Here is a 23,720-nt window from a genome sequence, read left to right on the forward strand (position 1 = left end):
AAGGGGATGCCCAGGGCGACGTTCTGCTCGAACTGCCGCTTGAGGGGCGGGAGTTGAGTTCGAATAAGACTACCCGTACGGATGGTTCCCCGGAAAGTTCCCGATGCGGGTGGGGGAGTTGTGAATCACCTGTCCGTGACCGGTGGTCCGATCGTGATGGTCTTAAGGGACGCGGGAGGCGCAGGAGACCTGAGGGAGCCTCAGGCGGCCACGGCGGCGGTGAGCCTGGCGATCCGGTCGCTGTCGCAGGTGCGCGGGCAGGTGGCGCAGGTGTCCTCGGGGCGCACGGTGTAGAACATGCAGCAGCTCGCCCGGTCCCGGGTGGCCAGCGGCTCGCCGTCCGGCCCGGTCAGCACGCGGAACGCCGCCGAGCCGGCGTACGGCCGCGTCGCCCCCGGCAGCAGCAGCTCCAGCTCCCGCACGGCCCGCCGCTCCTCGTCCGCGCCGAACAGGTGGGCGACGTACCACAGGCCCTCCACGACCTCGTCGGTCGCCATGCCCCACAGGGCGCGCCCGCGCCGCCGCATCCGCGGCCCGAAGGCGGCGAGCACCGGCTCCAGGTGCTCGGCGACGGCCGCGCGTACCTCGGCCCGCAGCGCCTCCTCGTCCGGCACGACGACCGCGCCGGGCAGGACGGCCGCCGGATCGCCCGGCAGGCAGGCGAAGGAGGCGGGGCGGACGGCCATGCGGCCGGCCGCGCGGTCGTGGGAGACGGCCGTCACGGGCAGCCGGGGCACCCGGCGGTGCAGGAACCACGGGACGGTGATCAGCAGGCAGGCCGGCCAGGCGTAGCGGTGCAGTCCGAAGCTCGCCACGACGTCCGGGCGGGCCCGCCGGCCGTAGTCCCGCAGCACCTGGGCCTCGTCCCAGGCGAGGAAGGCGTCGAGCCGGTCCCCGCCCTCGGCGAGCCCCGCGGCACCGACCCAGCCGCCGCCCTCGGGCAGTGCCCGCGCCGGGTCCGGCTCGGTGACCGTCAGCCCCGGGTGGACCGCGGTGAGGCGGGCGTACGCGGCGGTGAACGGCGAGGCCGTAGCGGGCATGGCGGGATCACCGGACCTTGATCGCGGGCTGAATGCAAAGGTAAGCCTAACCTTATCCATTCTCCGGGAAATTTGAAGACCCGCCCCGTGCGCCTATGGTGCTTGACGGACAAGTGACAACCCGCCGTTAATGACCCCAAGTGCCGACAAGCCGGAGGAGGCCCCGTGAAGCAGGGTGTGCAGGGCTCCGCCGACCCGTTCGGCGAGGCCAGGGCACCGGCGCGGGAGCGGGCGGCCGAGCCGGCCGGCCGGCCGGACACCGGTCCGTCCGGGGCGCGGGGCGAGCACACCCACGGTGAGCGTCCGATCCCGCGGCCCAGGACGGCCGTGCGGCGCTCCTCGGTGCGCGGTCAGATCCTCGACGCGCTGCGGGCGGCTCTGGTCGCCGGCGAGCTGAAACCGGGCGAGGTCTACTCGGCGCCCGCCCTCGGCGAAAGCTTCGGGGTGTCGGCGACACCGGTGCGCGAGGCCATGCAGCAGCTCACCCTTGAGGGCGCCGTCGAGGTGGTGCCCAACCGCGGCTTCCGGGTCATGCAGCGGGGCGCCCGGGAACTGGCCGAGCTGGCCGAGGTGCGGGCGCTGCTGGAGGTGCCGGTGATGCTGCGGCTGGCCCGTACGGTGCCCGCGGAGCGCTGGGCCGAGCTGCGGCCGCTGGCCGAGGACACGGTGCGCGCCGCGTCCTCCGGCTGCCCGGCGACGTACGCGGAGTCCGACCGCGCCTTCCACCGGGCGGTGCTGTCCCTCGCGGGCAACGCGCAGCTCGTGCGGATGGCGGAGGACCTCCACCGGCGCTCCCAGTGGCCGCTGGTGGGCGGCCCGGTGCGGCACGGCCGCGCCGACCTCGTGGCCGACGCCGCCGAGCACACGGCACTGCTGGACGCGCTGATCGCCCGCGACCTCGACGTGGTGCGGGACCTGGTCGGCGACCACTTCGCGGGCGCCGTCTGACGCCGGGCGGACACCTCCCGGGCGCCGCCCGGCAAGGGGCGGAGCGGGCCTCCCCGCTCCGCCCGGGACACGGGTCAGGAACCGTCCCGCTCGCCGTGCGCGCTCTTCGAGTACGCGTCGTGCCAGGCGGCCTTCGCGCCCGAGTCGCCGATGCGGTACACGTCCACCACGGCTCCGGCCGCCACCGCCAGGGACAGCACCGACACCACGACGCGCAGCGGCAGCGAGGTGAGCCAGGTGGCCAGCTCCGTGCCGCCGTCCCGGCCCTCCCGCCGCGGACCGCGTGCCGACCACCACACGACCGCCGCCAGGACGAACAGGCCCAGCGCCCACGGCAGCAGTCCGTCGCCCAGCTCGGTGTGCCGCCGGACCAGCGCGTCGTCGTCGACGTGCCGCTCCAGCCACTCACCGGCCTGGCTGGTCAGCGGCACGCTGACCAGGGCCACGAGGGCGAGCGAGGGCAGCAGCACGCCCAGCCGCCGGGCGGCCCGGGGCCACACCGCGCCGGCCACCAGGGCCAGCGCGGTCAGCGGTATCAGTACGACGACCACGTGCACCAGCAGAACATGGGCCGGAAGGCCGTTGACCAGACTCATCGAGCGCTCCTGAGGGGGTCGGGGCGCGTCACACTGGCACAGCGACCTCTCAGCCGGCTCTGAGGCGGCCCTCAGGCGGTCGCGGCACCCGGCGCAGGCGGGGCCAACTGCTGGGCCAGCCAGGTCGGGACGCCGCCCAGCAGCCGGAACAGCCGCCGGGCCTCCTCCCGCAGCCGTGAGGCCTCCGGCTCCGACTCCGCGTCCGCCAGGGAGGCCAGCGCGGGGGCCGTGCCCACCAGGTAGCCCAGCTCCTCGCGGATCCGCAGCGACTCGGCGAAGCCGTGCCGGGCTTCCGCCAACTCCCCGTCGCGCAGGGAGAGTCCGGCGAGGTGGCGCCAGGTGAAGGACAGCAGCAGCGGATCGGCGTGCGCGGTGGCGCCCGCGTGGGCGCGGCGGTACGCGGCACGCGCCGCCTGCGGGGAGTGGGCCAGGTTCTCGGCCAGCAGCCCCCGCCGGAAGTCCAGCAGCGCCCGTCCCACGGCGCCCGGCGGAATCAGCGCCGCCGCCCGCCCCAGCGCGGCCCGTGCCTCGTCCGCCCGGTCCCGTACGCCGTGCAGCGTGGCGGCGTAGGCGAGTTGGCCGCGTTCGCAGGCGGCCGCCCCGCGCTCCTCGTCGGTGTGCGCCTGCGCCTCCGCCGTGCGCAGCGCGTCCTCCGCCTCCGCCCAGCCCCGCTCGGTGTACAGGCACCGCTCGACCAGCAGCGCGGCCCGCTGCAGGGTCGCGGCCGGGGTGTCCGCCGGCAGCATGGCCGCCGCGTCGGCCCAGCAGGCCCGCGAGCGCAACCGCCATACCGCGGTCTGGAGAGGATCGTCACAGGCGGTCGTTCCGTTACCAGACATGGCGGAATGCGCCACGTTGCCCTCCCCGAGCACGCCGTCGAGCTGTTGAGTGGTGGCGGCATTCCAGCACCAATCATGGGGCTGGGCCAAGGGGATGGGTGAAAAAATTCACAAAGTCGGGGGACCTTGGCGTGACTTGGCCGGACCCTGTCACGTCTCGGTCGCCTCAGCTCATCCGCAGCGCCAGGAAGAAGTCCAGCTTGTCCTCGAGGCGGGACAGGTCCCGTCCCGTCAACTGCTCGATCCGCCCGACCCGGTAGCGCAGTGTGTTGACGTGCAGGTGGAGCCGGGTGGCGCAGCGGGTCCAGGAGCCGTCGCAGTCGAGGAACGCCTCCAGGGTCGGGATCAGCTCGGCGCGGTGGCGGCGGTCGTAGTCGGTCAGCGGGTCCAGCAGACGTGCCGTGAAGGCGCGGCGGACGTCGTCCGGGACGAACGGCAGCAGCAGCACGTGCGAGGCCAGCTCCTGGTGGCCGGCCGCGCAGACCCGGCCGGGGCGGGCCGCGGCGACCCGGCGGGCGTGCCGGGCCTCCTCCAGCGCGCCGCGCAGGCCCTCCGCCGAGTGCACGGCGGCGCTGACACCGAGGGTCAGCCGCCCGTCGTCGGCCAGGCCCGCCGACAGCGGCTCCCGTACCGCTCGCAGCAGCGCGTCGGCGAGCAGACCGGTCTCGGAGCCGTCCTGGTCGGCGGCGACCGCCGGGAGCGGCACCAGGGCGATCGCCTCGTCCCCGGTGTGGGCGACGGCGATGCGGTCCGAGGGCTCGGGGCCGGTGGCCAGCGGGTCCACCAGGATCTCCTCCAGCAGCGACTGGGCGACCGGGCCGCCCGCCGGCGCCGCGCCGTCCCATTCGACCCGGGCCACGACCACCTGCCAGTGCGGGGCCGCCCCGAGCCCCGGCAGCAGCACCGGCGCGGCCACCCGCAGTCGCGCGGCGATCTCGGCGGGCGCGGCACCGGTCTGCACCAGTTCCAGCACCTCCTGCGCGAGCCGGCGCCGCACCGTGCGTGCCGCGTCCCGCCGGTCGCGCTCGACGGCGATCAGCTGGGTGACGCCCTGAAGCAGGTCGAGGCGCTCCTCGGGCCAGTCCCCGGCGTCCGCCTCCACCGCGAGCAGCCAGTCCGACAGGACCGTCTCGCGCATGTCGCGGGCGGCCTGCGGGGAGCGCCCCGAGGAGCGGATGGGGAAGAGGGAGAACGTGCTGCCGTCCAGCGGCAACCGGTGCGGGCCGCGCCGGCCGGAGCGGGTGGCGGCCAGGTGCTCGGCGGCGAGCCGCGCGCAGGTCTCGGCCGGCAGCGCGGGACCCGCGACCTTCGAGCCGGCGATCAGCCGGCCGGTGGGGGAGAGCACCCAGGCGCGCAGGTCCAGGTCGGTGCCGAGCAGGTCGAGGACCACGTCGGGGCCGCCGCCGGCCGGGCCCGAGGTCATCATCCGCCGGTGCCGGTCCACCACGGCCGCCAGGTCACCGGCCCGCTCCCCGGAGACCTGCCGCACCACGTGCTCGGTGACCGTCGCGAACGCCACCGACTCGTGCACCGCGAACAGCGGCAGCCGGTGCTTGGCGCAGGCCAGCACCAGGTCCTCCGGCACGGCGCCCAGCTCGGCCTCGCCGGCCGCCAGCGCCGCCACCCCGGCCTGCACCAGGATCCGTACGAAGGGCTCGGAGTCGCCGGCGTCGCGGCGCCAGGCCAGTCCGGTCAGCACCAGCTCGCCGCCGGACAGATAGCGGCTCGGGTCGCGCAGGTCGGTGGTCATGACCCCGCGCACGGAGCGGTCCAGCTCGTCCTCGCCGCCGAGCAGCCGCAGCCCCAGCGCATCGGTGTCCAGCAGTGCGCGCAGCCGCATCTCGTCGCCGCCGTTCTGTGTCTCGAAATCTACGATGAATCCTGATGGGGACCCGTGACGGGCCCGGAACCCGGGTGCCGGGGCCGTACGACGGGGCCGCCGGGCCGGCACCCGCGTTTCCCGGGGAAAACGGAGAGGTTACCGAAGACCTCCGTTCATACGAATCTACAAGATGCCCGTCGTGGCCAGCCAACTCCTTCATGGTTTCGGTGACTGACCCTGCCGGAGTACGGGGCGGTGTACTGAGCCCACTCCGCGTAAAGAGCACATGAACGAGCCGGAACCGCCGCACCCGGATTGGCTCGATCCGTACGACTCACGAGACGAAGAAGAGAGCCGGTCATGGACTTCCTTCGCCCCGCCAGCTGGGAGGAGGCGCTCGCCGCGAAGGCCGAGCACCCCACCGCTGTGCCGATTGCGGGTGGCACCGACGTGATGGTCGAGATCAACTTCGACCACCGCCGGCCCGAGTACCTGCTCGACCTGAACCGCGTCGGCGACCTCTGCGGGTGGGAGGTCGGCGAGGACACCGTCCGGCTGGGCGCCTCGGTCCCCTACACGAAGATCATGGAGAACCTCCGTGCCGAGCTGCCGGGCCTCGCGCTCGCCTCGCACACGGTCGCCTCCCCGCAGATCCGCAACCGCGGCGGCGTCGGCGGCAACCTCGGCACGGCCTCGCCCGCCGGTGACGCCCACCCCGCCCTGCTGGCGGCCGGCGCGGACGTCGAGGTGGAGTCGGCGGCCCGCGGCACCCGCCTCGTCCCGATCGACGCGTTCTACACCGGCGTCAAGCGCAACGCCCTCCAGCCCGACGAGCTGATCCGCGCGGTGCACATCAAGAAGGCGGACGGCCCGCAGCAGTACTCCAAGGTCGGCACCCGCAACGCCATGGTGATCGCCGTGTGCGCCTTCGGTCTCGCCCTGCACCCGGAGACCCGCACCGTGCGCACCGGCATCGGCTCCGCCGCGCCCACGCCGGTGCGGGCCAAGGCCGCCGAGGAGTTCCTGAACGCGGCCCTGGAGGAGGGCGGCTTCTGGGACAACGGAAAGATCGTCACCCCGTCGGTCGCCAAGCGGTTCGCGGAGCTGTGCTCCGGCGCCTGCAACCCGATCGACGACGTCCGGGGCACCGCGAGCTACCGCCGGCACGCGGTCGGCGTCATGGCCCGCCGGACGCTCACCTGGACCTGGGAGTCGTACCGCGGCGCCCGCCGCACCACCGAGGGAGCTGCGTGATGCGCGTCAACTTCACCGTCAACGGACGCCCGCAGGAGGCCGACGACGTCTGGGAGGGCGAGTCCCTGCTGTACGTGCTGCGCGAGCGCCTCGGCCTGCCCGGCTCCAAGAACGCCTGCGAGCAGGGCGAGTGCGGCTCCTGCACGGTGCGCCTCGACGGCGTGCCGGTGTGTTCCTGCCTGGTCGCGGCCGGCCAGGCCGAAGGCCGCGAGGTGGTGACCGTCGAGGGCCTCGCGGACTACGCCAGGCAGCGCTCGTGCGGCGACGCGGGCCGGTGCGGCACCTCGCTGGACGAGGCCACGGGATGGCAGGCCCAGGGCACCGACTCGCAGACCGGAGAGGGCACCGAACTCAGCCCCGTCCAGCAGGCGTTCATCGACGCCGGCGCCGTCCAGTGCGGCTTCTGCACCCCGGGCCTGCTGGTCGCCGCCGACGAGATGCTGGAGCACAACCCCAACCCGACCGACGCGGACATCCGCGAGGCCCTGTCCGGCAACCTGTGCCGCTGCACCGGCTACGAGAAGATCATGGATGCGGTCCGGCTGGCCGCCGCCCGCCAGTCCGAGGGGGTCTGAGATGCCGACGAACGGCGCTCCTACGAAGATCACGCAGGGCTCGCAGACCCGGGGCGGCGTCGGTGAGTCCACGCTCCGCCCGGACGGCACCCTGAAGGTCACCGGCGAGTTCGCGTACTCGTCCGACATGTGGCACGAGGACATGCTGTGGGGCCAGATCCTGCGCTCCACCGTCGCGCACGCCGAGATCGTGTCCATCGACACCTCCGAGGCACTCGCCCTGCCCGGCGTGTACGCGGTCATGACCTACGACGACCTGCCCACCGAGGTGCGCAACTACGGCCTGGAGATCCAGGACACCCCCGTCCTCGCCCACGGCAAGGTGCGCCACCACGGCGAGCCGGTCGCCATCGTCGCCGCCGACCACCCGGAGACCGCCCGCCGCGCCGCAGCCAAGATCAAGGTCGAGTACCGGGAACTGCCGGTCATCACCGACGAGGCCTCCGCGACCGCCCCGGACGCGATCCTCGTGCACGAGAACCGCGACGACCACCACTCGGGCCACGTCCCGCACCCGAACATCGTCCACCGCCAGCCGATCGTCCGCGGCGATGTGGCGGCGGCGCGCGAGCGGGCCGACGTCATCGTCGAGGGCGAGTACACCTTCGGCATGCAGGACCAGGCCTTCCTCGGCCCCGAGTCCGGCCTCGCGGTGCCCGAGGAGGACGGCGGCGTCCACCTCTACATCGCCACCCAGTGGCTCCACTCCGACCTCCGCCAGATGGCGCCCGTCCTCGGCCTGCCCGAGGACAAGGTGCGCATGACGCTGTCCGGAGTGGGCGGCGCCTTCGGCGGCCGCGAGGACCTGTCGATGCAGATCCACGCCTGCCTGCTGGCGCTGCGCACCGGCAAGCCGGTGAAGATCGTCTACAACCGGTTCGAGTCCTTCTTCGGGCACGTCCACCGCCACCCGGCCAGGCTCCACTACGAGCACGGGGCCACGCGCGACGGCAAACTGACCCACATGAAGTGCCGGATCGTGCTGGACGGCGGCGCCTACGCCTCCGCCTCCCCGGCCGTCGTCGGCAACGCCTCCTCGCTCAGCGTCGGACCGTACGTCGTCGAGGACGTCGACATCGAGGCCATCGCGCTCTACACCAACAACCCGCCCTGCGGCGCCATGCGCGGCTTCGGCGCGGTCCAGGCGTGCTTCGCCTACGAGGCGCAGATGGACAAGCTGGCCGCCGAACTCGGCATGGACCCGGTGGAGTTCCGGCAGCTCAACGCGATGGAGCAGGGCACCCTGCTGCCGACCGGGCAGCCGGTCGACTCCCCGGCCCCGGTCGCCGAACTGCTGCGCCGGGTCAAGGCGATGCCGCTGCCCCCCGAGCGCCAGTGGGAGTCCAGCGAGGGCGCCGACGTACGCCAGTTGCCCGGCGGTCTGTCCAACACCACGCACGGCGAGGGCGTCGTACGCGGGATCGGCTACGCGGTCGGCATCAAGAACGTCGGCTTCTCCGAGGGCTTCGACGACTACTCCACCGCGCGTGTCCGGATGGAGGTGATCGCCGGCGAGCCGGTGGCCACCGTGCACACCGCGATGGCCGAGGTCGGCCAGGGCGGAGTCACCGTCCACGCGCAGATCGCCCGTACCGAGCTGGGCGTCAGCCAGGTGACCATCCACCCGGCCGACACCCAGGTGGGCAGCGCCGGTTCGACCTCGGCCTCCCGGCAGACGTACGTCACCGGCGGCGCCGTCAAGAACGCCTGCGAACTGGTCCGTGAGAAGGTCCTGGAGACCGGGCGCCGCAAGTTCGGCTCCTACCACCCGGCCTGGGCCACGGCCGAACTCCTGCTGGAGGGCGGCAAGGTGGTCACCGATGCGGGCGAGGTCCTCGCCGGCCTGGTCGACGTCCTGGAGGACGAGGCCGTGGAGGTCGAGGCGGAGTGGCGGCACCGGCCGACCGAACCCTTCGACCTGCGCACCGGCCAGGGCAACGGGCACGTCCAGTACTCCTTCGCCGCGCACCGCGCCGTCGTCGAGGTCGACACCGAACTCGGCCTGGTCAAGGTCGTCGAACTGGCCTGCGCCCAGGACGTCGGCAAGGCGCTCAACCCGCTCTCCGTCGTCGGCCAGATCCAGGGCGGCACCACGCAGGGACTGGGCGTCGCGGTCATGGAGGAGATCATCGTCGACCCGAAGACCGCGAAGGTCAGGAACCCCTCCTTCACGGACTACCTGATCCCCACGATCCTCGACACGCCGACCATCCCCGTCGACGTGCTCGAACTCGCCGACGACCACGCGCCGTACGGGCTCCGTGGCATCGGCGAAGCCCCGACCCTGTCGTCCACCCCGGCCGTCCTCGCGGCGATCCGGAACGCGACCGGACTGGAGCTGAACCGCACACCGGTCCGCCCGGAACACCTCACGGGCACCGCGTAGCGACGGCCGCCGGCGCGTCGCTACGACGTCGCGACGCGCCGGCACCCCGGCGCCGGGCTCCGCCCGACCCACGGCCGTCCCGGCGCCGACCAGCAAGTACCACGTTCGTCTCGGGCCGTCCCCCGGGCCGTCCAATCCCAAATCCCGCCTGCCGCCCCACGGCAGCCGGGTGCCCCTGTGAACCTTGGGAGTTGGCCCATGACCCAGCAGTCAGTGGAGCCCAGGACCACAGCCGAAGACGCGGGCGAAGGCACCCGCGTCCCGGCCGGCAGGTCCTGGCTCGACCGGTACTTCCACATAAGCGGCAGAGGATCCACGGTCGCGCGTGAGGTGCGCGGCGGCATCACCACCTTCATGGCGATGGCGTACATCCTCCTGCTCAACCCCCTGATCCTGTCCGGCAAGGACGCGGCCGGGGACACCCTCGGCCAGAAGGCCCTGATCACCGCGACCGCGTTCGCCGCGGCCCTCACCACGCTGCTGATGGGTTTCGTCGGCAAGGTGCCGCTCGCGCTCGCCGCCGGCCTGTCGGTCTCCGGCGTCCTGTCCTCGCAGGTCGCCCCCAACATGACCTGGCCGCAGGCCATGGGCATGTGCGTGCTGTACGGCGTCGTCATCATGCTGCTGGTCGTCACCGGCCTGCGCGAGATGATAATGAACGCGATCCCGCTCGCGCTCAAGCACGGCATCACCATGGGCATCGGCCTGTTCATCGCCCTCATCGGCTTCTACAAGGCCGGCTTCGTGCACCAGGGCAAGGCCACCCCGGTGAGCCTCGGCCCCGCGGGTGAACTCGCCGGCTGGCCGGTCCTGCTCTTCGCCGGCACCCTGCTGCTCATCTTCATGCTGCAGGCCCGGAACGTCCCCGGCGCCATCCTCATCGGCATCGTCTCCGGCACGGTCGTCGCCGCCGTCCTCAACGGCCTCGGCGTGATCGACCCGAAGCAGTGGGCGGGCGGCGCGCCCCAACTGCACGGCAGCGCGCTCTCGATGCCCGACTTCTCGCTCTTCGGGCACGTGGAGTTCGGCGGCTGGGGCGAGGTCGGCGCGATGACCGTCGGCATGATCGTCTTCACCCTGGTCCTGGCCGGCTTCTTCGACGCGATGGCCACCATCATCGGCGTCGGCACCGAGGCGAAGCTCGCCGACGACAAGGGCCGGATGCCGGGCCTGTCCAAGGCGCTGTTCATCGACGGCGCCGGCGGTGCGATCGGCGGTGTGGCGGGCGGCTCCGGCCAGACCGTGTTCATCGAGTCGGCCACCGGGGTCGGCGAGGGCGCCCGCACGGGATTGGCCTCGGTCGTCACCGGACTGTTCTTCGCCGCCTGCCTGTTCTTCACCCCGTTGACCGCGATCGTGCCGCAGGAGGTCGCCTCCGCGGCCCTGGTGGTCATCGGCGCCATGATGCTGATGAACGCCCGGCACGTGGACTGGGCCGACCGCGCCACCGCGATCCCGGTCTTCCTGACCGTCGTCCTGATGCCGTTCACGTACACCATCACCACCGGTGTCGCCGCGGGCGTCATCTCCTACACGGCCATCAAGACCGCCCAGGGCAGGGCCCGCGAGATCGGGGCCTTCATGTGGGGGCTGACGGCCGTCTTCCTGGTCTACTTCGCCCTCCGCCCGATCGAGGGCTGGCTGGGCGTGCGCTAGCCAACACCTGTACCCCACAACCCCGTCAGGAGACCGAGAGATGCTGGACATCGCCGAGGAGCTGAGCCGGTGGGCCGAGCAGGGCCGTGACTTCGCCGTCGCCACCGTGGTGGCCGTCGGCGGCAGCGCCCCGCGGCAGCCGGGCGCCGCCCTGGCGGTGGACGCCGACGGCACGGCCGTCGGCTCGGTCTCCGGCGGGTGCGTGGAGGGCGCGGTGTACGAGCTGTGCCGGCAGGCGCTCCAGGACGGGGAGACCGTCCTGGAGCGCTTCGGGTACAGCGACGAGGACGCCTTCGCCGTCGGCCTGACCTGCGGCGGCGTCATCGACATCCTGGTCACACCGGTCCGGGCGGACGGTCCCGCCCGGCCGGTGTTCGCGGCCGCGCTGGCAGCCGCCGCGCGGGGTGAGGCGGCGGCGGTCGCCCGGATCGCCGAGGGGCCGGCCGCACTGCGCGGCCGCGCCCTGCTGGTCCGCGCCGACGGCTCCCACGACGGCGGCTTCGGGGCCCATCCCGAACTCGACCGGACGGTGGCCGCCGAGGCCGGCGCCTTCCTGGACGCGGGCCGCACCGGCACCCTGGAGATCGGAGCGCGGGGCTCGCGCTGCGGCGCCCCGCTCACGGTCCTGGTGGAGTCCTCGGTCCCCGCGCCCCGGATGATCGTCTTCGGAGCGATCGACTTCGCCTCCGCGCTGGTGAGGGCCGGCAAGTTCCTCGGCTACCACGTCACGGTGTGCGACGCCCGCCCGGTGTTCGCCACCGGGGCCCGCTTCCCGGAGGCCGACGAGATCGTCGTCGAGTGGCCCCACGAGTACCTGGAGCGCACGGACGTCGACGCTCGCACCGTCCTGTGCGTCCTGACCCACGACGCCAAGTTCGACGTACCGCTGCTGCGGCTGGCCCTGCGGCTGCCGGTCGCCTACGTCGGCGCGATGGGCTCCCGCCGCACCCATCTGGACCGGAGCGAGCGGCTGCGCGCGGTCGGCGTCGGCGAACTCGAACTGGCCCGGCTGCGCTCCCCGATCGGCCTCGACCTCGGCGCCCGTACCCCCGAGGAGACGGCCCTGTCGATCGCCGCGGAGATCGTCGCGGTCCGCCGCGGCGGCAGCGGCGTCTCCCTCACCGGCGCCCACACCCCGATCCACCACGACACGGCGGCGACTCCCGCGGGCCGGATCGTCGGGTCCGTTGCCTGAGCGGCCGCCGGCCGGTCACGCCCGCCGGAGCAGCCGGTTCGCCGTGCTCCCGAACAGCGTCCGCGCCGTGAACGCCACGACGCCGTCGAAGAGGCGGGGGAGGAAACGGATCCGTACGTCCTCCCGCCACACCACCCGGGCCCGGCCGCCCGGTCCGGGCCGGACCTCGATCTCGGCCCAGCCCAGGATCACCCGCCCGTGCTTCTCCAGGCGGCACAGCCCCGGTTCGCCGTCCACGGGCGGGCGCCAGACCGTGACCTCCATGGGATCGTCGAAGCCGAACGGGCCGACACCGGAGCGGGCCACGAACCGGGTGCCCTCGTGCGTCGGCGCGGGCGTGAGGACGCTGACGCGGGTGAAGGGCACCGCGTCACCGTGGCGGGGCCACTCGGTGAGCCGCCGCCACGCCTCCTCGAGCGGAAGGGGCACGGTGCGTTCGACGCAGAAGTAGGGCACGGCACGATCGTAGGCAATCGCCACCGGCCACCCGCGCACTCGGCCCCGGATCACCCGCCCGGCGCAACGGCGGCGCCCGGCGGCGAGTTGACGACCGGCCGGCTCAGGGCCGGTACACCTGGCCCGGCTCGGCCCGCCCCGGCGCCAGGAGCTGAGGCACCGTCACGAAGACGTAGCCACGGGCCTTCAGCGCGTCGACGATGCCGGGCACGGCCGGCACGGTGCCCCGGTAGATGTCGTGCAGCAGGATGATGCCGTCCCGGGAGGCCTGGTCCAGGACGCGCCTGGTGATCAGTGCCGAGTCGGTGGTCGTGTAGTCCTTCGCGGTCACGCTCCACAGCACCTCGGCCAGGCCCATCTCCTTGCAGATCCGGTGCACGTCGGCGTCGGTGCGGCCCTGGGGCGGACGCATCAGCGTGGGCCTGTGCCCGGTGAGCCGCTCTATCTCCTCGTTGGGCCGCCGCAGTTCCTCGCGTATCCGCTCGTCGGAGATCCGGGTGAGGATCTTGTGGTCCCAGGTGTGGCTCGCGACCTCGTGACCCTCGGCCGCCATCCGCCTGACCAGCTCCGGATACGTGTCGATGTGCCGCTTGCCGAGCAGGAAGAAGGTCGCCGGGACCTTCTTCTCCTTCAGGATGTCCAGCAGCCGCGCCGAGTTCTCGCTCGGCCCCGCGTCGAAGGTCAGCGCGATGCACTTCGCCTCGCGGCAGTCCACCGTCCCGAGCCCGGCCGGCGCCCCGTGGGCACCCTCGGCGCGCACCGTGCTGGGGGCGGTCGTGTCGACCTCCGCACAGCCCGACAGCGTCAGCGTCAGACAGGCGGCGACCGACGCGAGCGCGGACAGACGCAACCCGCGCCCCCTTCGGCGCATCTTCAGGGGCGCGGGCTGCGGGGCCGGGGTGTCGCCGGCCGAAGTCGTGAGAGGCATGCCGGGACTATACATTCAGTGCATAGTTCGTGTGTTCGATTTATTGAAGCCGGGCGAGCACCGGCCGGCACCGCCGGAGCACCATGGATGAGCGGGGGCGGGAACTCCGGGTGACTCACCGAAGCCGGCGTGCTCGGCGCACCGCACGCGCGCCGGCTTCCGGCCGGCCGGAAAGCGAGGAGCGGACATGCCCCGACTGGAGGAGGCCGAGGCGCGGCGCCGGTTCGCCGCGGCCCGGGTGGCCCGGCTGGCCACCGCCGACGCGGCGGGCCGCCCCCACCAGGTGCCGGTGGTCTTCGCCCACCACACCCGCGACGGCGCCGACCGGCTCGTCACCGCCGTCGACCACAAGCCCAAGACCACCACCCGCCTCAAGCGGCTGGCCAACCTGGCCGTACGGCCGGCGGTGTGCCTGCTCGTGGACGCCTACGACGAGGACTGGGAGCAGTTGTGGTGGGTGCGTGCCGACGGAGAGGCCCGCGTCCTGCCGCCGGACACCGCCGACGCGGCCGTACGGCGGGTGCGCGAGACGGCCGTCGCGCTGCTGTGCGCCAAGTACCCGCAGTACGGGCCGTGTCCGCCGGCCGGGCCGGTGATCGACGTCACCGTGCGGCGGTGGACCGGCTGGCAGGCGCGGGCCGCCCGCCCGTCGTGACCGGGACGCGCCGGGCGGTCTTCGTCACGGGTGCGAGCAGATCAGTTCCTCGGTCCTGTCCTCGTACTCCTGCATCTCGTCCGCCGTGTAGCCCGCTTCCTTCAGGCTCCCCATCAGCGACGCCGAGTCGCCGCACAGCCGGGGGCGCTGCCGACGGAGGTAGGACTTGACGCCTTCGGCGGTCAGCCCTTCCCACGCCCTCTTCGTCTCGTCGTTCTTCTCGTGCGCGTAGGCGAACTCGACCCATTCCCGCTGCGGGCCCGTCAGGCGGGAGGTGTCGACGGGTGTTTCGCCTCCCCCGCATGCGGCGGCCAGGACGGTGCACGCCACCACGACGAGACATATGTGCTTCTTCTTCACGTTTCCCTCTTCTGGTTCTGGATCGCGGGGGCCTCATTGTCCGCCCCGCGCGACAACCCCGTGCACACCAGTGGCCCCGGAGGAACACGCGGAGTAACCTCGGCTGACATGACGCGCACGGGGGAGCGAGCCGTCAAGTCGCGGTTACGGATACCGTCCTGGATCGCCCGCATCGAGGAACCGGACGGGCAGGTGCTCGGAGCGGGGGTGCTGCTCGCGCCCGACCGGGTGCTCACCGCCGCCCATGTCGTCCGCCCGGACCGGCCCTACGTCGTCCACTTCCTCGGCGTCCCCGGAGTGCCCGGCGTCGCCGCCACGGTCCGCGAGGACGAACACGTGCCGCAGCGGGAGGACGCCTTCGGCGACCGCAGCGGCGATCTGGCCCTGCTGCGGCTCGCCGAGCCCCTGCTCGCCGAGCACACCACCCGGCTGCACCGGCTCGCCGCGCCGCACGGACCGGTGAGCATGTACGGCTTCCCGGACGGCGACGCCGGCGGCCGCTGGCACGGCGCCACCCTGGTGGCCGCCCGGGGCCGGGACAGCCAGGTGCAGCTGCGCCCGCAGACGCCGGGCGAACTGGCCGTCCCCGGCTTCAGCGGCGGGCCGGTGATCGACCACGAGACCGACCAGGTCATCGGGATCGTGCTCAGTGTCGACGAGGGATCCGGCTCCGTGTTCAGCTACATGAGCCCCACCGAGACCGTGCTGAGCCATCTGCCGCAGGCCGCCGCCTGGAGCGCCGGCGCCGAAGCCGTCGACCCGGCGCTGCGCAGCACCGCGACGCCCGCCGTGGGCCGGCTCGACGTGCCCTTCGCCACCGAACTCGCCTCCTGGTTCCGGGGCGAGGGCTGGCCGGTGCTGGTCACGGTGGTCCCCGCCCGCGGCGCGCGCGCCTGGACCCTCAACCGTGCCGTCACCCTGGCCGACCGGGAGCTGCGCACCCGGCAGAACACCAGCGCCTTCACCCACGACCCGCCCGAGACCGTGCCCCCGGCCGGCGGCCACGACCTCGCGCTGGACGTCACCGACATGACGTCCGGCCAGGTCATGCGCCGGATCGCCGAACGGCTCGGCATCAGCGGCGACCCCCGGCCGGAGCGGCTCGGCGCTCTGCGTGTCCCGCTCGCCGCCGTGCTGGCCGGTGTCGACCGGGCCGCCGAACCCGACGACCTGCTCGGCCTGCTCGACCGGCTCGCCCAGCACGGTGCACGGCTGCTCCTGGTCTTCCGCCGCCGGGGCGGCCGTGCCGACCGGGCCGCCGAGTCCTTCGTCCAGCGGCCGTTGCGCGGCCGCTGGAGCCGACTGGACCACGAACTCCGTTACATCGTCGACGAGTTGGGCCCCGCGCTGGACGAGCGCCGGGACCGGGTGCTGCCCGACCCCGCCACCCGGCGGCTGCTGGACCAGGCCGAGGCCGGTGTACGGCGCACCCGGATGCTGCGCGAGTGGGTCGCCCACACCCCCGAGCCCGAACGCGAACCCGGGCGCGCCGACCTGCTGTTCACCTTCGAGGACGCCGCCGAACGCCGCCGCCTGCGGCTGGAGCAGGCGGTGGACGTCCTCGACTCCCGGCTGCGCCGCCGCGAGGAACTCCTCGGCCGGGTCACCGCCGAGTGGCCGTTGTGCAGACAGCGGGCCGCGTCCGAGGACGACCGGGTCATGGAGGCCTACCGGCTCTACGAACGCGCTCTGTCGCTGCTGCGGCAGATTCCCTGCGACGTGGCCGAGGCGGAGAGCGCCGTGGAGCGGTTCGTCGGCTTCTGCTCCGGCTCCGCACCCGGCAACGGAGGTGCTGCCCGATGACGTCGTGCCTGCGGCCCGGCTGCGCGGGCCACATCATGGCCACCGGTTACTGCGACACCTGCGGGCACCGCCACCAGGAGCCGCGGGCCGAGCCGCGGAGCGGACGGAGCCTCGATCCGCCGCCCCCGCGGCCCGATGCGGACCCCGGCCCCGGCACCGAGGAGCCGCCAGGCCCAGGCCCCGTCCACGCCGTCGCCGGGGTCGGGGAACTCGACCAGCACGGACTGGTCCTGCTGCCCGAGGTGCCCGTGCCCGAGGGCGCACCGGTCGAGGACCCCCGGCCGCCCACCGGGGGCCGCCGCTGCGGCGCGAACGGCTGCACGATGACCATCGGCGTCGGCTACGGCGGCCAGCCCGCGCGCGCCACCGGCCGCTGCCCGCGCTGCGGCACCCGCTACTCCTTCCTGCCCCAGCTGGAGAAGGGCGAAGTGGTCGCCGGCCACTACCGGATCCTCGGCTGCCTGGCGCACGGCGGCCTCGGCTGGATCCACCTCGCCGAGGACATCCGCGCCGACGGCTACCGCGTCGTCCTCAAGGGGCTGATCAACGTGCACGACGCGCTCGCCCGCCGCAACGCCGTCGAGGAACGCCGCTCGCTCACCGACCTGCACCACCCCGACATCGTCCGCATCATCACCTACGCCGAACACGGGTCCGCCGGCCGTTCCCCCACCGGCTACCTCGTGATGGACTACATCGCCGGCCCCTCCCTGCAGCAGCTCTTCGACGCCGACGAAGCCGAGCGGATATTCCAGGGCCGGCCCCGCCTCGACCACGTGCTCACCTACGGCTGCAAGATCCTCGGCGCCCTGCAGTACATGCACGAACGCGGCCTGCTGTACTGCGACATGAAGCCCGCCAACGTCATCCACTTCGGACGGGCGATCAAGGTCATCGACCTCGGCGCGGTCCGCGCGATCGGCGACCGCGCCTCCGCCTACGTCTACACCGCGACCTTCGCCCCGCCGAAGGAGGAGATCGACAGCCGGGGCTGGCACGTCGACAGCGACCTCTACACCGTCGGAATGACCCTCCAGGCCCTGGCCCGCAGCGCCGAACCGGCCCGCGGTCTCGCCCCGGACTCCTTCCGCCGCCTCATCGACCGGGCCACCCACGGCGAACCCCGCGCCCGGTTCCGGTCGGCCGCCGAGATGTCCCGGCAATGCTGGGAAGTGCTACGGGAGTTCCGCTCACTCCAGTTCGGCGAGCAACTGCCCGAGAGCTCGACCCGGTTCCGCGCCTCCGAGGCCGGACTGGACGCCGGGCTCGGCGCCATCCCGGCCCTGGACCACTGGACCGGCCGCGCCGGCGGACGGCCCGCCGCACTGGACGTCTCCCCGCCCCCGCCCGCCGAGGTCGCCGGCGCCCTCCCGGAACCGGTCCCCGACCCCGACGACGGCGCCGCCCTGCTGCTCGACACCTTCCCGCCCGACGCCCCCGACCGGGTGGCCCGGCAGTGGCCCCGCGAATCCCGCCTCGGCACCCCCGAGACCGCGCTCTGGCTGTGCCGCGCCTACCTGCGCAAGGGCGAACAAGGTGAGGCCAGGAACTGGCTGGCCGAGGCCGAGACCCTGCTCGGCGAACGCTCCGCCGCCCACGACTGGCGCATCGCCTGGCACCGGGGCGTGCTGCACCTGAGCAAGGCCGAGGTGCGGCAGGCGGAGAGCTGCTTCGAGGCCGTCTACCGGGCGCTGCCCGGCGAGTACGTGCCCAAGCTCGCCCTCGCCCACTGCGCCGAACACGCCGGCGGCCGGAACACGAGCCGGGCGATGAGGTTCTACGAGGCGGTCCGGGCGCGGGACTTCGCGCACACCGCCGCCGCGTTCGGCCTGGCCCGCGGCCACCTGGCGGCCGGCGCCCGGGACGCCGCCGTCCACGTCCTGGACGCCGTGCCCGCCACCTCCCGCCACTACGACGCCGCCCGCGTCGCGGCCGTACGCATCCGCGCCGGACTCCTGCACGGTCGCCCGCCCACCCCGGCCGACCTGCGGGACGCCGTGCGGCGGTTGCCGGAGCTGCACCTGGACGGCGGCGCCGCCGACGGCGGTTCGCGGGCCCGGCTGGTCGCCGAGGTCCGGGAGAACGTCCTGGACAGCCGCCCGGAACAGGGCTGGGGGCCGGACTTCCCGGCCGGCGACCTGCTCGGATCCGGCGCCGAGGACAAGATGCGCACCCTGCTGGAGCAGTCCTTCCGGCAGCTTGCGGCACAGGCCCGTACCGCCGCCGAACATGGCCGGCTGCTCGATCTGGCCCACGCCGTGCGGCCGATGACCACGTTCTGAGAACGCCGACCACACCCAGGGAAGCGAGAGAGGAGGCAGTCATGAGCGCCGGGAGCACGGGGGACGCCGAGGAGATCGAGGTGACCCTGGCGGTCGGCCAGAACAAGGAGCTGCCCGTGACGCCGGGCGCGACGGGCCGGCCCCGTGCCCGGGAGATGCACGCCATCCTGGAGATCGGCGTCGGCGTCGGCGGGGGCGGTTCCCGGAACGCCACCGGGTCCGCCCGCGGTGCCGGCCCCGCCCTCGCCGAGGTGCTGATCGTGGACACCTCCCGCTCCATGCTGCACCCGGCCGCCAAGCTGCACGCCGCCAAGGACGCCACGGCGGCGGCCCTGCGGCTGCTGCCGGAGGGCACCGCGTTCGCCGTGCTGTCCGGCCGGTTCGACGCCTCGGTGGTCCATCCCGGCCCCGGCCAGGAGGTGATGGCGGTCGCCGGGCCGGCCGAACGCGCGGCCGCCGAACGTGCCGTACGGCTGCTGGACGCGGACGGCGGCACCGCCATAGGCCACTGGCTCGACCTGGCCCGCCGGCTGCTGAGCAAGCAGGCCGCGCCGGTCAAGCACGTCCTGCTGCTCACCGACGGCCGCAACGAACACGACCACCGCGCCGGCATGCCGCTGGACACCGCCCTGGAGGCCTGCGACGGCCGGTTCGTCTGCGACGCCTGGGGAATCGGCGACGACTGGGACGCCGACCTCCTGCTGCGTATCACCCGGCGGCTGCACGGCCGGGCCGGCGCGGTCCGTCGCGAGTCGGAACTCACAGCCGCGTACGAGGAGTTGACGAACTCGCTGCTCGGCACGGCGGTCCCCGAGCTGCGCATCAGGATCACCCCGGCCCCCGGCACGGTGATCCGCCAGGTCAAGCAGGTGGTGCCGAGCGAGCGGGAACTCCACGCCCTCGACGCCGGGCCGGGCGAGCGGGGTGCCGAGTACGTCACCCGCGCCTGGGGCGAGGAGACCAGGCACTTCCAGGTCGTCCTGACCGCCGACCCCACCGGCCGCGACACCGGCGAGGACCTCCAGCTCGCGGCCGTGGAAGCGGTCGTACCCGATTCCGGGCACCCGGTACGGCTGCCCGCGCCCCGGCCCGTCCTGGTGCGCTGGACCGACAACCCGCTCGACGCCTCCCAGCCGCACCCCGGCGTCCGCCGCCACGAGCTGTACCAGCAGACGAGCGCGGCCGTGGCCCGGGCGTACCGGGCCTGGCTGCGCCGCGCGGAGGGCGGGGCGGAGGCGGACCGCGCCCTCGCCCGGGCACTGTCCCTGGCCGCCGAACTGGACGACGCCCAACTGCTCGCCGCCCTGCGCCGGATCGAGGCCGTACCGGGCACCGGCCGGGTCCGCGACGGCCTCAAGGACGTCGACTGGCAGCACCTGATCCTCTCCAGCGCCATGACCACACCACCGCAGCCACCGCCCGCCGGAACACCGTCCGCCGGACCACCGTCCGCCGGCGCGGAGGGCCCGCCGGGCCCCCTCGAGCCGGCCGGCTCCGACGACCTCGTCGAGTGCCCGGACTGCGCGTGGCTCGGCCCGGCCGACTCGGTCTACTGCGGGGGCGAGTGCGGGCGTCTGCTGAGGGGGACGGCGTGAGCGCCGGGACGGAGCCGGCGGCGGCGCGGACGGGACGGGGCCACGGACCCGGCGGCCCGCTGCCCGCGCGCGACACCGCCGGCCCCCGCCACCGCCCGCCGCTGCCCCGCCCGCTCGGCCGCCTCCTCGGCGCCGGGCGGCGGCCGCCCGACGGCAGCACGACCGCGTACGACCTCGCCGTGCGCCGGCGTCTGCTGCTGGTCCTGTCCGCGCTGCTGACCCTGTCCCTGTTCGTCTCCTACCAGGGCGTGCACGCGGACGCGGGCCCGCTGCGCACCGCCAGCGCCCCCGCCGTCGTCGCCATCGACACCGCGCTGAAGGCGCTCGGCGAGGCACAGGCCGACGCGAACGGGGCGACCCCGTCGACCAGCGAGTTCCAGAAGCAGATCTCGGTGGCCGCGCAGAGTCTCGCCGAAGCCGCCGCGGACGACGTGGGTGGGCCGGCGGGCCGGCAGGCCCTGCAGACGGTCGCCGGCCTGGTCACCGGATACACCGCGATGGTGCAGAGGGCCCAACTGGAGCCCAGCAACAGCGTCTTGCGGAGGGCCTACATGAGTTACGCGACCAGCATGCTGCGGAGCGGCGAGTCCGGCATCGAGGCCCGGCTGAAGCTGCTGCAGGACCAGCAGCGGGCCGCGGTGCAGCGGCAGACCTCCTTCGGCTGGCCGCTGTGGCTCGGCTGGAGTGTGGCGGGGCTGTGCGTCCTCGCGCTGGGCGCGGCCCTGGCGGAGACCCAGCTGTTCCTGCGCCGCCGCTTCCGGCGGCGGTACAACCGGCAGCTCATCGGTGCCGCGGCACTGACGGCCGGCGGGTTCCTGACCCTGGTGCTGTTCACGGTGTGGACCCACCGGGGCATGGCCGACACCCGGGGCCTGCTCGACCAGGTGGTGGCCGGGCAGGCCGTCACGGACGCGCGACCGCGCACCGCGTCGTTCCTGGCGCACACCGGCTTCCGCGCCGCGGCCTCGGCGTGGATCGTGATAGGAGGCGTCCTGCTCATGGCACTGACCGAGGCCGGTCTGCGGCCGCACATCGACGACTACCGGTTCAGGCCGCGGTGAGCGCCCCCGGGCAGGACCGGGCCGCCCCCGGCGCCCGGCGCCGCGCGGTCCGCACGGTCACCGTCGTGGCGAGCTGCCTGGCCGTGCTGGCCGCGGCCGTCGTGACCGGCGTACGCGCGCTGGGGCAGGAACCGACCGTCACCCTGCTGGCCAACTGGACCGGCAGGGACGCGCGGTACTTCCGCGAGGCGGTCATCGAACCCTTCGAGCGGGAGCACCACATCAAGGTCGAGTACCAGGGCAGCTCCGCCGAGAGCCAGGTGCTCGGCGCCGACGTGGAGACCGGCACACCACCCGACGTGGTGGTGCTCACCGGCCCCGGCGAACTGGCCGCCTACGCGGGCCGGCAGCAGCTGAAGCCGCTCGACGAGCTCATCCGGCGGGAGGACTTCAGCGAGTCCTGGGTCACGCCCCTGAACGGGCACGTGTACTGGTTCCCGCTCAAGGCCGACCTCAAGAGCATCGTCTGGTACCCCGCGCGCACCCCTCCGGGAACGCTGAACGAGATCGCCGGGCGGCCGGGGCAGTGGTGCCTCGGCATGGGTTCGGGCGCGACCAGCGGCTGGCCCGGCACCGACTGGATCGAGGACATCCTGCTGCAGCAGTACGGCTCGGGCGCCTACGAGCGCTGGGCCCGCGGCCGACTGTCCTGGCAGTCCAAGGAGGTGAAGCGGGCCTGGACCACCTGGGGCCGGCTGGCCGGCGCCGGAGGCCACAAGGCCCTCGTGGAGCGCGCCCTGCTCACCGAGTACCAGCAGGCGTCCGAGCTGGTCACCGCCGACCCGCCGCGGTGCTCCCTGGAGCACCAGGCCTCCTTCATCCGGGACCTCGGCCCTTGGAAGAAGGCGGACGGCCGCTACACGCCCTCCTCCCGGCTGATTCCCGGCGCCACGGCGCACGACGCCTGGGAGGTCTCCGGAGACCTGGTCGCCCTGCTGCACGCGACCCCGCAGGCCAGAGCGCTCATCCGCCACCTGGCCTCCGCCGGGGCCCAACGGGCCTGGGTCGCGAAGGAGTCCGGCTTCTCCGTGCACGCCGGGGCCCAGCCGTCCGCCGATGACGTCGGTGCGGGCTGGCACCGCTCGCTGGCCCGGACCCTTCTCGACAAGGACGCCGTCCACTGCTTCGACGCCTCCGACGCGATGCCGCCGCAGGTCCGTGACGCCTTCGCGCAGGCGACCATCGACTTCCTCGCCGACCCGGGCGAGCGGCATCTGGACGACCTGCTGAGGAACCTGGACAGCCTCAGCAGCCCGGAGAGCCTCACCTGGCTGAACTCCGTCTGCGACCACGGCTCCTGAGCGCCGGGGGCGTCTCAGCCGTGCCGCCAGGGCAGGCACAGCGCCCGTCCCTGTGCCCGGCCCGCCTCGGCGGCCGGGCCGCGGGTTCCCGGGTCCAGCGGGTTGTCGCCGATCGCCGCCCGCGCCGCCTCGTCGGGCGCCACCACCACGACCTCGGTGCCCCGGGCGCGAAGCTCCCGCACCGACCTCTCCACCGGCTGTTCGCTGGGGAACGGCTCCGTCATGCCCATCGGCACGATCACCACCACGCGGTCCGCGTCGTCCACAAGGTCGAGGTTGGCCATCGAGCGCACCCCGCCGTCGACGTAACGCCGCCCGTCGATGCCGACCGGCGGCCACACGCCGGGCACGGCGCAGCTCGCCGCCACCGCGTCGACCAGCGGTACCCCCGAGTACTTGTCGAAGACCCGCGGCTCCCCGCTCTCGGCGTCCACGGCGACGATCCGCAGCGCGCGCTCCGGCCAGCCGTGCGAGGGCAGCCGCGACTCGATCACCGCCCGCCGCCGCGGCTCCGGCACGGTCGGCGCCGCCAGCGCCGCCCGCCCCACGGCCCGGCGCAGCTCCGGCACGGAGGCGGTGGCGGACGCCGCGGCACCGATCTCGGCGGCGAACCCCTCCAGGTCCATCTCGGCCATGATCTCGGTGGACTGCAGCGCCGGGTCCACCTGCCGCGCGAACAGCTCCGCCAGCCCCAGTCCGCTGCCCAGCTGTGCCGAGACGGTGGAACCGGCGGACGTCCCGAGCAGCAGATCCGCTCCGGTGACGTCATGCCCCGCGTCGGCGAGTCCCGTCAGCACCCCGGTGATCCAGGCGATCCCGCCCACACCGCCACCGCCCAGCACCAAAGCCTCGGACATCCCTGCTCCTCGGTTGTCGATTCTTGATCCACCGGAATGACACCACACGGGGTGAAGGGAACGGTCCGGATGTGGCCACCGGTCCGGCGGGGCGCGCCGGGCGCGGACATG

At 73.9% G+C, this 23,720-nt stretch carries 20 protein-coding genes; 12 read left to right on the plus strand and 8 right to left on the minus strand.

The features are described from left to right. Nucleotides 1–200: 200 nt before the first annotated feature. Nucleotides 201–1,040: a (2Fe-2S)-binding protein gene (locus tag AB0924_RS14645; protein ID WP_358936235.1), complete on the minus strand. Its 840-nt coding sequence runs from the start codon at nucleotides 1,038–1,040 to the stop codon at nucleotides 201–203. A 165-nt stretch (nucleotides 1,041–1,205) separates the two neighbouring features. Here AB0924_RS14645 and AB0924_RS14650 point away from each other — a divergent pair, with 165 nt between their 5' ends. Further along, nucleotides 1,206–1,988, plus strand: a complete 783-nt coding sequence (locus AB0924_RS14650) for a GntR family transcriptional regulator (RefSeq protein ID WP_358936233.1) — start codon at nucleotides 1,206–1,208, stop codon at nucleotides 1,986–1,988. Nucleotides 1,989–2,062: 74 nt separating this feature from the next. Here the strand turns inward: AB0924_RS14650 and AB0924_RS14655 are convergent, their stop codons facing one another. The 3 genes from AB0924_RS14655 to AB0924_RS14665 all read right to left on the minus strand — a co-directional run bounded on the left by AB0924_RS14655 (nucleotide 2,063) and on the right by AB0924_RS14665 (nucleotide 5,263). Then, nucleotides 2,063–2,584, minus strand: coding sequence for a DUF2231 domain-containing protein (locus AB0924_RS14655; protein ID WP_358936231.1), 522 nt, complete (start codon nucleotides 2,582–2,584; stop codon nucleotides 2,063–2,065). Nucleotides 2,585–2,655: 71 nt separating this feature from the next. Continuing rightward, nucleotides 2,656–3,423, minus strand: a complete 768-nt coding sequence (locus tag AB0924_RS14660) for a hypothetical protein (protein ID WP_358936229.1) — start codon at nucleotides 3,421–3,423, stop codon at nucleotides 2,656–2,658. Between the two features lie 166 nt (nucleotides 3,424–3,589). Then, the gene (locus tag AB0924_RS14665; RefSeq protein ID WP_366911553.1) at nucleotides 3,590–5,263 is read right to left on the minus strand and encodes a PucR family transcriptional regulator ligand-binding domain-containing protein; all 1,674 of its coding nucleotides are present in this window, start codon (nucleotides 5,261–5,263) and stop codon (nucleotides 3,590–3,592) included. 342 nt (nucleotides 5,264–5,605) lie between these two features. Here AB0924_RS14665 and AB0924_RS14670 point away from each other — a divergent pair, with 342 nt between their 5' ends. The 5 genes from AB0924_RS14670 to AB0924_RS14690 all read left to right on the plus strand — a co-directional run bounded on the left by AB0924_RS14670 (nucleotide 5,606) and on the right by AB0924_RS14690 (nucleotide 12,311). Further along, nucleotides 5,606–6,499: a xanthine dehydrogenase family protein subunit M gene (locus AB0924_RS14670; RefSeq protein WP_366911554.1), complete on the plus strand. Its 894-nt coding sequence runs from the start codon at nucleotides 5,606–5,608 to the stop codon at nucleotides 6,497–6,499. Next, the gene (locus AB0924_RS14675; protein ID WP_366911555.1) at nucleotides 6,499–7,074 is read left to right on the plus strand and encodes a (2Fe-2S)-binding protein; all 576 of its coding nucleotides are present in this window, start codon (nucleotides 6,499–6,501) and stop codon (nucleotides 7,072–7,074) included. The genes AB0924_RS14670 and AB0924_RS14675 overlap by 1 nt, the downstream gene beginning before the upstream one ends. Nucleotide 7,075: 1 nt before the next feature. Further along, nucleotides 7,076–9,460 (plus strand): molybdopterin cofactor-binding domain-containing protein, encoded by a 2,385-nt coding sequence (locus AB0924_RS14680; RefSeq protein ID WP_366911556.1) that lies wholly within the window; start codon nucleotides 7,076–7,078, stop codon nucleotides 9,458–9,460. Nucleotides 9,461–9,658: 198 nt separating this feature from the next. Continuing rightward, a complete protein-coding gene (locus AB0924_RS14685; RefSeq protein ID WP_358936219.1) occupies nucleotides 9,659–11,116 on the plus strand; it encodes an NCS2 family permease in 1,458 nt (485 codons plus the stop codon). A 40-nt stretch (nucleotides 11,117–11,156) separates the two neighbouring features. Then, nucleotides 11,157–12,311: an XdhC/CoxI family protein gene (locus AB0924_RS14690; RefSeq protein WP_366911558.1), complete on the plus strand. Its 1,155-nt coding sequence runs from the start codon at nucleotides 11,157–11,159 to the stop codon at nucleotides 12,309–12,311. Between the two features lie 15 nt (nucleotides 12,312–12,326). On the opposite strand, the gene AB0924_RS14695 is transcribed toward AB0924_RS14690, so the two are convergent. Further along, on the minus strand, nucleotides 12,327–12,767 hold the full coding sequence (locus AB0924_RS14695; protein WP_358936215.1) for an SRPBCC family protein: 441 nt from the start codon (nucleotides 12,765–12,767) through the stop codon (nucleotides 12,327–12,329). A gap of 103 nt (nucleotides 12,768–12,870) precedes the next feature. Beyond that, a complete protein-coding gene (locus tag AB0924_RS14700) occupies nucleotides 12,871–13,638 on the minus strand; it encodes a polysaccharide deacetylase family protein (RefSeq protein WP_366911606.1) in 768 nt (255 codons plus the stop codon). A 244-nt stretch (nucleotides 13,639–13,882) separates the two neighbouring features. On the opposite strand from AB0924_RS14700, the gene AB0924_RS14705 reads away from it, so the two are divergent. Continuing rightward, on the plus strand, nucleotides 13,883–14,350 hold the full coding sequence (locus tag AB0924_RS14705; RefSeq protein WP_366911559.1) for a TIGR03668 family PPOX class F420-dependent oxidoreductase: 468 nt from the start codon (nucleotides 13,883–13,885) through the stop codon (nucleotides 14,348–14,350). 24 nt (nucleotides 14,351–14,374) lie between these two features. Here the strand turns inward: AB0924_RS14705 and AB0924_RS14710 are convergent, their stop codons facing one another. Next, nucleotides 14,375–14,710 (minus strand): hypothetical protein, encoded by a 336-nt coding sequence (locus tag AB0924_RS14710; protein ID WP_366911560.1) that lies wholly within the window; start codon nucleotides 14,708–14,710, stop codon nucleotides 14,375–14,377. Between the two features lie 108 nt (nucleotides 14,711–14,818). On the opposite strand from AB0924_RS14710, the gene AB0924_RS14715 reads away from it, so the two are divergent. The 5 genes from AB0924_RS14715 to AB0924_RS14735 are packed head-to-tail and all read left to right on the plus strand — an operon-like array spanning nucleotide 14,819 to nucleotide 22,752. Continuing rightward, nucleotides 14,819–16,513 carry a serine protease gene (locus tag AB0924_RS14715; RefSeq protein ID WP_358936209.1) on the plus strand — a complete coding sequence of 565 codons (1,695 nt, stop codon included), beginning with the start codon at nucleotides 14,819–14,821 and terminating at the stop codon, nucleotides 16,511–16,513. Next, nucleotides 16,510–18,795: a tetratricopeptide repeat protein gene (locus AB0924_RS14720; RefSeq protein ID WP_366911561.1), complete on the plus strand. Its 2,286-nt coding sequence runs from the start codon at nucleotides 16,510–16,512 to the stop codon at nucleotides 18,793–18,795. The genes AB0924_RS14715 and AB0924_RS14720 overlap by 4 nt, the downstream gene beginning before the upstream one ends. A gap of 41 nt (nucleotides 18,796–18,836) precedes the next feature. Next, the gene (locus tag AB0924_RS14725) at nucleotides 18,837–20,390 is read left to right on the plus strand and encodes a VWA domain-containing protein (protein ID WP_366911562.1); all 1,554 of its coding nucleotides are present in this window, start codon (nucleotides 18,837–18,839) and stop codon (nucleotides 20,388–20,390) included. Further along, the gene (locus tag AB0924_RS14730) at nucleotides 20,387–21,451 is read left to right on the plus strand and encodes a hypothetical protein (protein WP_366911564.1); all 1,065 of its coding nucleotides are present in this window, start codon (nucleotides 20,387–20,389) and stop codon (nucleotides 21,449–21,451) included. The genes AB0924_RS14725 and AB0924_RS14730 overlap by 4 nt, the downstream gene beginning before the upstream one ends. Continuing rightward, the gene (locus tag AB0924_RS14735; protein ID WP_366911565.1) at nucleotides 21,448–22,752 is read left to right on the plus strand and encodes an ABC transporter substrate-binding protein; all 1,305 of its coding nucleotides are present in this window, start codon (nucleotides 21,448–21,450) and stop codon (nucleotides 22,750–22,752) included. The genes AB0924_RS14730 and AB0924_RS14735 overlap by 4 nt, the downstream gene beginning before the upstream one ends. 14 nt (nucleotides 22,753–22,766) lie before the next feature. Here AB0924_RS14735 and AB0924_RS14740 read toward each other — a convergent pair whose 3' ends face one another. After that, complete coding sequence (locus AB0924_RS14740; protein WP_366911566.1) at nucleotides 22,767–23,609, minus strand: patatin-like phospholipase family protein; 843 nt, start codon at nucleotides 23,607–23,609, stop codon at nucleotides 22,767–22,769. Nucleotides 23,610–23,720 lie beyond the last annotated feature (111 nt).

It is taken from the genome of Streptomyces sp. NPDC047869, from assembly GCF_040704065.1.
Taxonomy (GTDB): Bacteria; Actinomycetota; Actinomycetes; order Streptomycetales; family Streptomycetaceae; genus Streptomyces.